15 protein-coding genes are annotated in these 12,872 nt (G+C 43.2%); 3 read left to right on the top strand and 12 right to left on the bottom strand.

Annotation, left to right across the window (positions count from 1 at the left end):
• Nucleotides 1-36 precede the first annotated feature (36 nt).
• From lonC to P6N53_RS08510, 11 genes are all read right to left on the bottom strand, one after another.
• The gene (lonC, locus tag P6N53_RS08560) at nt 37-1,980 is read right to left on the bottom strand and encodes a Lon family ATP-dependent protease (protein ID WP_304542423.1); all 1,944 of its coding nucleotides are present in this window, start codon (nt 1,978-1,980) and stop codon (nt 37-39) included.
• 48 nt (nt 1,981-2,028) lie between these two features.
• Nucleotides 2,029-2,478: a 50S ribosomal protein L9 gene (rplI, locus tag P6N53_RS08555; RefSeq protein ID WP_304542422.1), complete on the bottom strand. Its 450-nt coding sequence runs from the start codon at nt 2,476-2,478 to the stop codon at nt 2,029-2,031.
• A gap of 29 nt (nt 2,479-2,507) precedes the next feature.
• Nucleotides 2,508-3,467 carry a YybS family protein gene (locus P6N53_RS08550; RefSeq protein WP_304542421.1) on the bottom strand — a complete coding sequence of 320 codons (960 nt, stop codon included), beginning with the start codon at nt 3,465-3,467 and terminating at the stop codon, nt 2,508-2,510.
• A gap of 261 nt (nt 3,468-3,728) precedes the next feature.
• Nucleotides 3,729-3,959 carry a 30S ribosomal protein S18 gene (gene rpsR, locus P6N53_RS08545; protein ID WP_304542420.1) on the bottom strand — a complete coding sequence of 77 codons (231 nt, stop codon included), beginning with the start codon at nt 3,957-3,959 and terminating at the stop codon, nt 3,729-3,731.
• Between the two features lie 47 nt (nt 3,960-4,006).
• Nucleotides 4,007-4,417: a single-stranded DNA-binding protein gene (locus P6N53_RS08540; protein WP_304542419.1), complete on the bottom strand. Its 411-nt coding sequence runs from the start codon at nt 4,415-4,417 to the stop codon at nt 4,007-4,009.
• Between the two features lie 36 nt (nt 4,418-4,453).
• A complete protein-coding gene (gene rpsF, locus P6N53_RS08535; RefSeq protein ID WP_304542418.1) occupies nt 4,454-4,741 on the bottom strand; it encodes a 30S ribosomal protein S6 in 288 nt (95 codons plus the stop codon).
• 153 nt (nt 4,742-4,894) lie between these two features.
• Nucleotides 4,895-5,101, bottom strand: coding sequence for a DUF951 domain-containing protein (locus P6N53_RS08530; protein ID WP_304542417.1), 207 nt, complete (start codon nt 5,099-5,101; stop codon nt 4,895-4,897).
• On the bottom strand, nt 5,094-5,963 hold the full coding sequence (locus P6N53_RS08525; protein WP_304542416.1) for a mechanosensitive ion channel family protein: 870 nt from the start codon (nt 5,961-5,963) through the stop codon (nt 5,094-5,096). Before P6N53_RS08525 ends, P6N53_RS08530 begins: the two co-directional genes overlap by 8 nt.
• Before the next feature lie 51 nt (nt 5,964-6,014).
• The gene (locus P6N53_RS08520) at nt 6,015-7,409 is read right to left on the bottom strand and encodes an aminopeptidase (RefSeq protein WP_373323025.1); all 1,395 of its coding nucleotides are present in this window, start codon (nt 7,407-7,409) and stop codon (nt 6,015-6,017) included.
• Between the two features lie 76 nt (nt 7,410-7,485).
• Complete coding sequence (locus P6N53_RS08515; protein WP_304542415.1) at nt 7,486-8,265, bottom strand: CvpA family protein; 780 nt, start codon at nt 8,263-8,265, stop codon at nt 7,486-7,488.
• Nucleotides 8,266-8,333: 68 nt separating this feature from the next.
• Nucleotides 8,334-9,389 carry a YkvI family membrane protein gene (locus P6N53_RS08510; protein WP_304542414.1) on the bottom strand — a complete coding sequence of 352 codons (1,056 nt, stop codon included), beginning with the start codon at nt 9,387-9,389 and terminating at the stop codon, nt 8,334-8,336.
• A 210-nt stretch (nt 9,390-9,599) separates the two neighbouring features.
• On the opposite strand from P6N53_RS08510, the gene yyaC reads away from it, so the two are divergent.
• From yyaC to P6N53_RS08495, 3 genes are all read left to right on the top strand, one after another.
• The gene (yyaC, locus tag P6N53_RS08505) at nt 9,600-10,193 is read left to right on the top strand and encodes a spore protease YyaC (RefSeq protein ID WP_304542413.1); all 594 of its coding nucleotides are present in this window, start codon (nt 9,600-9,602) and stop codon (nt 10,191-10,193) included.
• A gap of 408 nt (nt 10,194-10,601) precedes the next feature.
• Entirely contained in the window at nt 10,602-10,982 is a 381-nt protein-coding gene (locus P6N53_RS08500) for a hypothetical protein (RefSeq protein WP_304542412.1), read from the top strand.
• A complete protein-coding gene (locus P6N53_RS08495) occupies nt 10,969-12,015 on the top strand; it encodes a phosphodiester glycosidase family protein (RefSeq protein WP_304542411.1) in 1,047 nt (348 codons plus the stop codon). The genes P6N53_RS08500 and P6N53_RS08495 overlap by 14 nt, the downstream gene beginning before the upstream one ends.
• A gap of 151 nt (nt 12,016-12,166) precedes the next feature.
• On the opposite strand, the gene P6N53_RS08490 is transcribed toward P6N53_RS08495, so the two are convergent.
• Nucleotides 12,167-12,673: a DUF4446 family protein gene (locus P6N53_RS08490; RefSeq protein ID WP_304542410.1), complete on the bottom strand. Its 507-nt coding sequence runs from the start codon at nt 12,671-12,673 to the stop codon at nt 12,167-12,169.
• Nucleotides 12,674-12,872: the final 199 nt, after the last annotated feature.

Below are 12,872 nucleotides of genomic sequence, written 5' to 3'. Positions count from 1 at the left end.
CGTTCCTCTTTCCCGGCATAAAACTAATATTACGAGTTAACTAGCTAACTCATTTATCTTGATATGAAAAATTTCCTCCAATATTTCAGCTACGGTTTTTACTGGGATTACCTGAATGCCTTTCAAATCAGTGGGCACATCTTTTATATTTTCTTCCGGAATAAACACCTTCTTTATCCCAGCCTGTTTAGCACCGTAAATTTTTTCAAAAATACCGCCCACAGCCCGAACCTTACCCTGAATAGATACTTCTCCGGTTACAGCAATATTTTGTGGTAGTGCCTGATCCTTTATGGCACTAAGCATGGCCAGCATAATTGCCACCCCGGCAGAGGGACCGTCGATTCTGCCACCGCCTACAATATTGACGTGAATATCATAATTGCTTATGTCTTCTCCCGAGAGTTTTCTAATAACTGACGCAGCATTAAAAACTGAGTCCTTGGCCATACTGCCCGCTGTATCGTTAAATCTTATATTCCCTTGACCCTGGCTGCGGGCGGGAAATGCCACCGCCTCTATTTCCAAAACAGAGCCCAGGTAGCCAGCCACCCCTAATCCAAAGATCTTACCAATCTCCTGTTCCTCGGAGGCTTTGTGCATAACATAGGGAGTTAGTCGGCTAGTTTGAACTACTTCATAAACATCCTTAAGGCTAATCTTAATGGGTTCATGTATATTATCCTGCTGCTGCTTAAAGCAAGCTAACCCATAGGCATCAGCAAGTATATTAATGGCCTTACGCCCCTCTATGGTGTATTCTGAAATTACCTCGGGTATTTGTTTTTCAAGCTCAACCTCTAGCTTACCTGCCGCTTGACGTATAATGCCTTGAATTGCCGAGGGAGTCAGGGGTTCAAAGAATACCTCTGCACATCTGGATCTTACCGCGGGATTAATATCCTCTGCATCCCTGGTGGTAGCCCCAATAAGTATAAAATCTGCCGGGGCTCCTTCATCAAAGATTTTTTTAATATATCTTGGAACATTATTGTCATTTGGATCGTAATAGGCTGAGTCAAAGAATACCCGCTTGTCCTCCAGAACCTTTAGCAGCTTGTTTTGTAGGGCCGGGTCCAGTTCACCAATTTCATCTATAAAGAGCACTCCACCATGGGCGTCGGTAACCAGCCCTAATTTCGGTTCTGGAATACCTGTTTCAGCTAGATCCCTGCGTGCTCCCTGATAGATAGGGTCATGTACCGATCCCAGCAGGGGATTAGTAACTTCCCGGGGATCCCAGCGGAGGGTTGTCCCGTCTACTTCTATAAAGGCGGCATCCTTTACAAAAGGTGCCCCTTTAATGCCCTTGGCCACTTCTAGAGCCAGCCGGGCAGCGGTGGTTTTACCTACTCCAGGGGGGCCATATAGTATAATATGCTGTGGAAAGGGAGAGGCCAGTTTGGCAAGGAGGGCTTTTACTGCCCGCTCCTGGCCAACTATTTCCTCAAAACATTGGGGCCTTAATATCTCCATGGCTGATCTGGCCAGTTTTTTAGAATCTAGCTTCTCTAAAATGGCAAGTTTTTTTAGGGTCTGTGCATTTTCCGGCCCAGCATTTTCTTTAATTACCTGCATTTTAATTTCGCGAATGTAATCCTCATGACGCTGGGTCATTTTCTCTCCAATTTTCTTTTCCAATTCCTCTTCAACTGTACGCCGGGCAATGATATCTGCAATTTCTTCCTGAATATTTTCTAAAATAGCTGGGATTTCTTCCATGGTTGGCAGAGTATCATAGGTCGGATCTTCAAAGGCCAGTTTTTGAAGAGCCAAAACCCGCTCTTCGATTTTTTCGGAACTCATTAACTGCAGGGCCTCAAGTTTGCCAGCCTTAAGTACCAGCTTGTCGGAACCTAGTATGCTGCTCAAAAGCCCAAAGAGGGCTGTTACCTGTCTCTGTAATTGATCTGCTTCGGAAAATTGACCGGATACCTGTTCCTTACTGTTACCCATAAACTTTTCGAGGAAAACCTTCATAGATGTGCTCCTTTCAGAATGTGCCTTATAAATCCGGTATCCTCTAGACTACTCAGTGGCCACCACTTCTACTTCTATCTCAGCCTGGGCTACTGGGTGAATTTTAATCACTACTTTATAATTGCCTAAACTTTTAATGGGATCCTTTAAAACAATTTTCTTTTTATCTATATCATAATCATGTTGAGCCTTTAACCCGTCTGCTATATCTTTACTGCTAATGGCCCCAAATAAGCGTCCGGCCTCACCAACCTTAGCCTGGAGCTTAACAGTTAGGTTGCTAATCTTAGCTGCTAAATCCTTAGCTTCCTGTTCCAGCTTTTGCTTTTTCGCCACCTGGTTTTGCCTTTGGGTGGATATTTCCTTTAGCTTTCCCTCTGAGGCAGGGGAGGCAAGATTACGAGGATATAAAAAGTTTCTGGCATAACCCTCGGCAACGTTTACTATATCTCCCTTTTTTCCTATTTTTGGTACATCTTGTAATAATACAACCTGCATGTGAATCCCCCTTATTAAATTTTGATAACCTATTTCTCCTTAGTGGGCAGCGGACGCCGGATATTAAAAACAGCATCAAACAAGCCCAGCATGATAATTCCCAAATACATAAAGCCAATATATAAAACTACTACTAAAATTAGAACAAATTTAAAGGGTTTAGAAAAAGGCACAATCTTATAGTAATAAGCCAATACAGAAAGACCCGTGACAAAAAAAGCAACCATAAATAACATTAATAGGTTCTGCCCTACTAAATTTAAAGCACGTATTTCATAATGGTTCCCCGCCAAAAGGAAAATAAGCCCGAGAATTATACCCCAGATTGCATACCAGGGCATACGCCACTTGCTGAAAGGAGGCAGGCTATTGACCTTGTAATTCATCCGGACTAAGACCTTGCCACCCACTATGTAGGTCAAAGCTGTGGAAAAAAGGGCAGATAATACATACATCCCCGGCAACAGGAAGATAGCTCCTTTGATGCTGTCTCTAAAAAGCTGCTGCTGATCCATTGGAACCGGATGACCAGCATCCTCATACATCTGGAAGGCCCTTTCCATGGTTTCATTCATGGTCCCCTGAATAAGCTCCAGACTCAATCCAGTGAACAGGACACTAAGGATGATTACTGTAATAGAAGCAATAACCGATACCAGTGAAGCTGCCACCAGTGCATGGCCGGAGGAAACATAGTTTTTATATAGCAGACCAAGCACTAGGCCCAAGGGCCCAAACTGAATAAACATCACCAGTACCCTTAAGGGATCAGGGTAAAGGACCATCATAAGAAAACCGCTTACCACCAAGGACATTACTCCCACCCGCAGATCCCTGCGTCTGACCAGCACCGCCAGGGGAATGGGTATTATAATACTAATAACTAAAAAAAACGGGGGTATAAACATCCCCAGAAGGCCTAGTACAGCTGTGATCCCAGCGATAAATGCCCCTTCAACCATTGCCCGGGTATCTCTAAAGGAAGCCAAAAAATCGTCACCTCTTCATTTATAAAACCGTTCAGGTCAGCTTTAAGTATATTACCTTAAATATATATACATGTTTAATTACGGTATAAAACAACTTATAATTCGCTGACAGCTTCTGTATTTCCTGCCTTAAACTAGTGTTATTTGTTGCCGGACTTGGCTAAAACATGAATCTGCTCCGAAAAAACCAAGAGCATGAAATATTTGTTTCCCCTTGAACAAAAAAAGATGGGGAAAAATCCCTCATCCTTTTATTGTTTATTATTCAGCTGTAAAGGGCAGCAGGCAGATATTACGTGCCCTTTTGATAGCAACGGTCAGCATGCGCTGGTGATGCGCACAGTTACCGGAGATACGACGGGGTAAAATCTTGCCGCGTTCAGTAATGTATTTCTTTAATTTAGGAAGTTCTTTATAATCTATGGATGTAAGCTTATCTACACAAAAGCTGCAGATACGCTTCTTGCCTCTGCGTCCACGTTCGCGTTTCACAGTTTTCCCTCCTTGCTGGGTACTGGTATTAAGCTACCTGACCAACCCTAAAACGGTATATCGTCTCCACCGAAGTTAATTTCGCTACCAAAACCGCTACCACCATAAGGAGCATTGCCTCCTGAATTTTCCCTATCTTTAGGCCAATCCAGAAACTTTACAGTTTCGGCTACTACTTCCGCAGCCTTGCGGCGAATCCCCTGATTATCGTCATAGGAACGGATCTGCAGGCGGCCTTCAACAGCCACCAAACGCCCTTTGCCTAAGTTGTTAGCGCAATTTTCTGCTTGCTTTTGCCAGACAACTACGTCAATAAAGTCCGTTTCTTTTTCCCTGTCCTTATTAAATTGAGGGCGATCAACTGCCAGGGTTAATTTTGCCACTGCCACACCATTGGTGGTATAACGAAGTTCCGGATCCCGGGTCAGACGCCCAATTATAATGATCTTATTGAGCATATTAAACACCGCCTTGGGTTTATTATCCGAAAGAAATTATTCGTCTTCGCGTACAATCATGTGGCGAAGAATGTCATCTGTAATCTTCATAACCCTGTCCAGCTCAGCCGCAGCTGCTGGTTCAGCCTTAAACTGCATTAGTACATAAAAGCCATCTTTAATGTGGTTAACTTCATAGGCTAGACGACGCTTACCCCACTTGTCAAGTTTGGTAACTTCGGCGCCATTTTCCTCCACCAGGCCTTTAAACTTTTCTACCAATGCATTTAGCTTTTCTTCTTCTACATCGGGTTTGATGATGTACATTAGTTCATAGTTGCGCACACAGTTCACCTCCTCCCTACGGACTAAAACGGCTCTACCCCTGGGGTAGAGCAGGGTGGAACAATGCCATATAAAGGCACTGTAAGATTATATCACTGTTTTCCAGAGAGCGCAAGGGCTTTGGCTTATACTGTATTTCTTATGGGTCTCCCCTTAGCCAAGACCACTGCCGCCGCTTCCGCTGCTGACCACTGCTTTAACACTTTTTTCAAACTTTGACCGGGGTAGCATTAGGACCCGCCCGCACTGCTGGCACTTTATGCGAAAATCAACACCGGTACGCATTACCTCCCAGGTATCTCCACCACAGGGGTGGGTCTTACGGGTTTTTACCACATCTCCTACCTGATACTTATGCACCAGAAGCACCCCTCTCAGTTGATATTGTCATCTTGCGGGGATAGGGAATTTCAATTCCCTCCCTGTCAAAGGACTCTTTAATGGCCTTCCTTAGTTGGCGCTCAAGCTCCCACTGGCGCATGGGAAGGGTCTTGGCCACCACCCTGATTACCACATCCCATTCCCCAAACCTAACCACACCTAAAACCGTAGGGCCTTCCATTAAATCTGCCGACCAATTATCTGAAAACTCACGGCCCGTTTCCTTGAGAACCTCAATGGCCCTCTCAATGTTCTCATTATAGGATATACCAACCTCAACAATGGCCATCATGCCGCCCCGGTTAAAGTTGGCCACCTTATCAATGGTGCCATTGGGAATGATATGCAGCTGGCCGCCAAATTCCCGAATCCTGGTTACCCTCAAACCAATCTCCTCAACTGTGCCGGTAACTCCCACTACCTGTACAAAGTCACCCACTGCAAACTGGTCTTCAAATAAGATGAAGAAGCCTGTTATAATATCCTTCACAAGATTTTGTGCGCCAAAGCCTACTGCTAAACCAATTATTCCCGCCCCGGTTAGTACCGTACGGGCGGCATTGGGAACAAAAATTTCCACAATGGAAATAATTGCTACAAAATAAACGGCATAGCGTAAAATGCTTCTTAGAAGGCTGGTAAGTGTAAGGGCCCGATTGTCGCTCAAATATTTTCCAGGCTTAGATACTAGTATTTTTTCAATAACTTTGCCGCAGTAGCTAATAGTTAGCTTGGCAAGCAGCAGTGTTGCAATTATGCGCAGGGTTGTTTTTAATGCATTTTGCAGGTCCTCAACCGAATAAAGGCTTATGATCCAATCACCGATGAAAGATAAATCCATTAAAGAAAAAACCCCCTCTCCCAAGGATCCTGCGGCTGGAAAGGCCTAACCCTAAAGGGCAAAGAATGCTTTGTACGCCCTATAACATTCATAAATATCTGCCTTGCTGGCTATTTCAAGTGGAGCATGCATAGATAAAAGAGCTATCCCACAGTCAACAACTTCAAAGCCTTGCTCTGCTATGATGTGGGCTATGGTTCCGCCACCACCCTGGTCAATCTTACCTAACTCCCCGGTTTGCCAAATAATCTGGTTTTGTTCAAGGAGACCCCTCATGAAGGCCATGGTTTCTGCATGGGCATCATTAGTATTATTTTTCCCCCGGGCACCGGTGTATTTAGTAACAACTACCCCGCCACCAAGTCTGGCTGCATTATTTTTTTCCATAACCCCTTCAAAATTAGGGTCTAAGCCGGCTGTGACATCGGCAGACAGAGCAATGGATGTTGCTAATATCTTTCTCAGAGATAACTCGTTAAAATTTGGGTATAATAGCATTCCCATGTCTGCCAGGGTATTCTGCAGAAACCTGCCGCTCATCCCGGTATTTCCTGTACTGCCGGTTTCCTCCTTGTCAATAAACAGGGCTACAGCAGTCCTGCCTGGTGTACCGACCTCCAAAATTGCCCTAAGTGAATTATATACACAAACCCTGTCGTCCTGGCCATAGGCTCCAACAAAGCTTCTGTCAAATCCTATGTCATAGGCAGTTCCAGCAGGCACTACTTCCAGTTCGGCGCTTATAAAATCCTCTTCGGTTACACCATATTTATTATATAGCAGCTCTAAGATAGCTAGCTTTACCCTCTCCTTTTCCCCCTGCTTTATGGGGATGCCTCCCACTAATAGGTTTAGCTGTTCTCCCTCCACAGCTTCACTCAATTTCTTTTCCATTTGTTCTTTGGCCAAGTGGGGAAGTAAATCAGAAATGGCAAAGACCGGGTCCCCCGGCATGTCGCCCACATTAATCTCTACCACCCTGCCATCTATCAAACAGACCACTCCATGCAGGGCCAATGGTACAGCCAACCACTGGTATTTTTTTATTCCCCCATAATAGTGGGTTTTTAAAAAAGCCAACTTTTCCTCTTCGTACAAGGGTTGGGGCTTAAGGTCTAGTCTAGGTACATCAGTATGGGAACCCACCAGGGTGATACCCCTATCCAACCCTTGGTGTCCTACAACGGACATCAATACTGCCTTTTCCCGGTATGTTTGAATGACTCTATCCCCTGGCTTTAAGGCTTGATACTGGTCCAGGGGCTTAAATCCGTGGGACAATGCCCTGGCAACAATTTGCCTCACGCAGGCACGCTCAGATTTTGAATTAGAAATAAAATCTTTATACTCCTCTGCAAAATTCATAATATCCTGATATTTTTTTGTATCTGCTTCTTCCCAAACATTTTTTCTTCGGTACCTTAGCTGATCTTGATTTATGATCAATGAAATAACTCCCTCCCTACAACAAAATAAACCGGACAATTTAGTATTGCTCATTATAAGGGCTTTTATCTAGTAATTAAATTTCCACCCCTGAACCGGTGGGAAGATATTTAAACAGCATTTGATTGCTAAATTCTGGAAGTATAGAGGGTAGTACCCCAAAACCCTCAACTATTGGTCCATATCGGTCAAGAAGAATTGATCCAGCCAGGGCCCTTTCAAGGCTTTCAAGGACACCGTTGGCCCCTAAAAGCGCTAGTGGTACCTGCATGGGCAGCATTACAGTCATAATTATTACAATAATGACTACTCCAGTAAGAAGCCCCAAGAGTAACCCCGCAGCTTTATCCAAGGGACCAAGGGGGCTATATTTTATAACCGCAGAGATAATTCCACCAAGTAGATCTACGCAAAATCTAACAACAATAAAGAGCACAAGAAATGCCAATATTTTTAGGATACCATGGGCCAATAAAAGGTTTATGGCCTGTCCCACAGTCTGATTAGGCGACATTAATCCCAAGCTTTGAATTATATCCGGCCATGGGGGAGGCAGAGGAATTTGAGCGCTGATTTGTTGCAGCAGATTGACAGGCATCCTTAATATTTCAGGATTGTTAAAAGGTCCGGGCAATTTAACCAAGGGCTTTAGTAAGCTGGCAATTGTATCAGCTAATCCCCATTCACTATGGAGCCAATTAGCTAAAGAACCATGGTAAATGATGGCTATACCAAAGGAAGCTATTAATCCGGCCAATCGGAATACACTCATAATCATTCCGGAGGCCCAGCCCCGGAACCCCGCCAGCAGCAAAATACCTACTAATATATAATCAAGCCAATTTATTGAAACCACCCTCTCTTAGCGGGTTTTATTGTTGCTTTCGCTACTTAATTTGATTATTCCTTTATTCTCCTGAGTCCTCATATTTTCCTTTTTGACTTTACTATTGGTACAATCAACATGGCAGCTAAAAGCAATAACCCTGCATAACCGAACAATGGGTAGAGAAATCTTACCAGTGAGGAAAAATCAAAAACTGTTAATGGCATTACCCCAAGGCAGGCGGCAAGGCCAAATAATCTATAGCGTTTTCCTCCATCGGGAGCAAGGCGGCTAGCAAAGCCATGGGCATTAGCAATTGCTGTTGTTAAAATTGCCAGCCATATCAACAAGGCAAATAAGGGCCTTAGCCCGGCATTAACACCTGAGGCCATATACAACATTGGAACCTCATAACCCGCCACTTCCGGATAAAAGGCAAGACCTGCCAAGGTAACCAGCAATGCTGTAAATCCTAAGCCAATCCCCCCAATTATTCCCCCTAGAATACCTATTCTAGGGGGAACGGAACGACCTAATGAGGACAACACTGCTACAGGTACAATCATATTAAAGGAAACATACAACACACTTGACCAGAGCCAATTCCCCGATATCCCATAAGAACTAATGGCCGGTAATTGTTCCGGTAATCCTCTGTATAGGATAGCAAGAACTGCTATCATACATACTGCGGCAAATTTAACGGGCACCAGGATAACATTGGCCAATAGCAGTCCCTTTACACCATTGAAGATAACCATGGCAATAACAACTAAGGCTGCCAAGATGCCAACCCAGCCTGGAAACCCTAGATATTCTTGTACCACCGCCCCACTTCCCGAGAGCATAACAGCAAGCCCCCCCAGGAGCATCCAAAGGCTTAGCAAGTCCATAAACCTGCCAGCCCAGTTACCAAGCAGATAGGAGAGTAATTCCTGATAACTCCCAGATCTCAGCTTTATACTTAAATATAGTATTAGGGCACCTAGATAGGCAAATAACACTGTGGCCACTGCTACTCCAGCCAATCCCATATAACCAAACAAGATAAAGAATTGCAAGATTTCTTGTCCGGAAGCAAAACCTGCCCCTATGACCGCTCCTATATAGGTTGCTATTAATCTTATCAACATGCTGCCTTGATTATTGATCATCTTATTGATGCTACCTCCTGCTACAATACTTGTTCCTCTGTAGATTATTATGCTTGATCAGTACTTGGCTGACCTGAAAACTTACTCTATTGGAAAATTGGTTTATCCATTATTAGGGATTATTTTTCATAATTTCTGCTTAACTGGAATAATTAAGTCTTATCGGGGGAATAAATATATTAGTTGTTTGCTTTGAGAGGGAGTGATGTGATGTCAGTTATTATGAACACTATGACTCAAACTGCTTTACCCCCCAAAACTAGAATCAGTGCCGAGGATCCCCTCGCTGTTGATATTTTTAGTAAGGATTTAGCAGTCCGATTAATGGAATACGGTATCAGCGAAGGCTCCGAATTAGTAGTGGTCTGTATTGGTACAGACCGCTCCACAGGGGACTGCTTAGGGCCTCTGGTAGGTTCAAAAATGGCTTCATCCCAGGGTCACAACTTTGTTGTCTATGGCACCCTTGACGAGCCGGTCCATGCCAGCAACTTAAACGATAAACTTAACGAAATCAGCATCAACCACCCCAAGGGGGTAGTTATTGCCATAGATGCTTGTCTCGGTCATCTAGAAAACGTTGGGTGCGTCAACATTGGAGATGGCTCTTTACAGCCTGGTGCCGGCGTCCATAAATCTTTACCTGCGGTTGGCCAACTGCATATTACAGGTATTGTAAATGTCGGGGGCTTTATGGAGTACCTTGTTCTTCAGAATACCAGGTTGAATCTTGTAATGAAGCTTGCTAATCTGATAACTGAAGGCTTGGTAATGACTAGCCAAAGAATATCAAATAAACTGTAACAAGAAGGGCTGCCCCTCGGGGCAGCCCTTCTTGTGTCGAAAAACTACCTATATTCGGGTTTTAATAATCCCTCACGACTCCTCTCTCCGCAGTGGAAAGCGCTAATCGCTTGCTTCGGGCGAAAATGGGCCGCCTTCGAGTAAACATCATGTTTACCTCATGCTTGAGCGGACGTCCATGTCCGCTCACCCATTTTCGCATCCTCAGCTTCGCGAAGCGCTGTTTCCACTGCTCCGAATGTCGCTGCTCGGGATTATTAAAACCCAGTTGTAGTTCAACAGTCTGAGGGCTGACCCGCGGGACAGCCCTTTTTGTTACAAAATGATTAATTATTAGTTATTTTTACAGGATTAAACATTTAGATGTAGAAAAATTTATTTAAAATACTTTATAAGGTTGTGGTTTTAATGAGTCATCTACCAGGCAATACAGAAAAAATTAATAGTGCCACCAAAAACAAGAACTTGATATTAGTTAGCGTTTTTGTATTATGGCTGGGCCTTCTTCTGGGCTCCTCTTTTCTTGCCAAAAATTATATTGATAAAACTATGTTAACGGTACAGCAGACTAATGCCATGAATGTACAAAATTTAGAGTCTCGTTTAGCTTCCCTAAGTGACGAGATGAAGCAAATTAAAGAATTACTAGAAAACACCGACCAGACGCTTACCAGCTCTGACTCAACCCAAAAGGCCCTAAATGATAAAATTAAGGATTTAGATAAGCAGCTGCAGGCCTTGGAGAAGAGCCTGAACATCTTAAAGGAGGCACCTGATGCGAATAATTAATTTATTTTTCATTTTTTTGTTCGCACCACTTATCGGGTTTTTATTTGCCATGACTAATTTCGATAGCCGTGCCCAGGCTACAGGTTTACCCCTTATAAAAACCGAGTTAGAAATTTCTTCTACGGAACAACACCTACAGGATTTATATAAGAATGTCTCATTTATTAGCCAATTGGTTGAAGATCAGGATCAAACATTTAAAGAACAGGAGCGTGTAATACAAGAACTGGCAATGCTAAGCACTAACCATAGAGATTTATCTGACCAAATTTATGAAGATCGTATACTAGCGATGCTGGGTCCTCCAGTGGGGTTCCACCAATCGGAAAGGGTCGAGGTAAAGGTATTTAAACTTGATGAGTTAGGTTATAGGGGCTTTATTGCTAAGGTTAAGCTCTTTGATCCGGAGGTTTTTAAAGTGGTTTTAGCCCAGGATAAATATGGTGAAAAGGAAACTCCTTCCCAGGCAGTTGAAAGAACCGGGGCCATACTGGGAATCAACGGGGGAGGTTTTTATAGGTTTATGCAAGACGGACGGGAATATACTCTTCCCATTGGTAATACAGTGATAGATGAGAAGCTAGTGGGAGGCTTCCACCCCTCAGTCGAAGATATTTTTTTCTCAGGAATAAATAAAGAAGGAAAATTAATTGGAGGAATTTTTAACGATCGGGATGCTTTGCTGTCGCAAAAACCCTGGCAAGGGGTCAGCTTTGTTCCTATTTTAATACAAGGAGGTAAGCCTGTTCCCTTACCAGCAAAGTGGCAAAACACAAAGCATCCAAGAACAATACTAGGTGAATATGCCAATGGAGACTTAATACTTATAGTAGTTGATGGAAGACAATCGGATTGGAGCAGCGGAGTAACCCTAGAACGCCTACAAATTAAACTCATAGAGTTGGGTGTAAAGGAAGGCTACAATCTTGACGGGGGCGGTTCAAGTACCTTTATATTCGACGGACAAGTGTTAAACAGACCATCCGACGGCATCCAAAGAGCCATGGCCACCAACCTTGTGGTGCTGCAATAATATTATCCTTTGGATATGGGACTAAGCTGCCAGGGTTATACTTTAAAAACACGCTTCGTTAAAGCCTGGGCCAGCTTTTGCCCTGCGTCAATCCTATCTTTAAACACTTGACTCAACTCCTTAATAATAAGGTAAGCTGAGACTGAATTATTTATTCATTCTTTCCCCCAGTAGTTTTTTGCACAGCCTTTAGTTCTTCTTCTGTAAGGCTGTAGTCGGAGGAACCTTTTCTTATTGGCTTTGCATAAAGTCGAGTTTCATCTCTTCCATACAAGCCTGTTAGTATTACACCATCGCCCCTTCTGTCTAATAGGGCCAGGGAAAAACTTAAGTCACTGCCCATATTATCAAAGGCATTAAATCTAACTAAGCCAGGATTGTGTAGACCCTGGGCTATTTGTTCTTTCAAAATCTCCTGCTCACGCATTAAATTTTTGTTAGTTTCCTCTAATCTTTTAACATCCTCTGCGTACTTTAATAAAATTTGCTCTAAGTCAGCCCCTGCTGGACCCCGGGTAAGCAATTTATATCTCCTGGACACTTCCCTAAAGCGCCTATGTAATATAAATTGTCCTATAACAATAATTGTTACCAGCAGTCCTAGGAACAAAATAATAACAGGCATGTTAAGATGTATAGCCTGCCAAAAATTTTCCATCTCAATTCCCCTTTTTTCTCTTCAATATTTATTGGTTCTATATAGTATGGCATTAGGATAATCTCAGGATGTTGATTACTAAATGGAACCCGAGGAATATTATAACAAATTATTAGCGTTAAAAAAACCGATTATATGCTAGATATATAAAAACAAAGAAATAACTAGAGAACCTTAATAGGCTCTCATGCCAAATAAC

Origin of the sequence: Desulforamulus aquiferis, from assembly GCF_030577015.1 — a bacterium.
GTDB lineage: Bacteria > Bacillota > Desulfotomaculia > Desulfotomaculales > Desulfotomaculaceae > Desulfotomaculum > Desulfotomaculum aquiferis.
The sequence above is the reverse complement of the archived record's forward strand: the minus strand, read 5'-3'. Positions and strand labels throughout refer to the sequence as shown.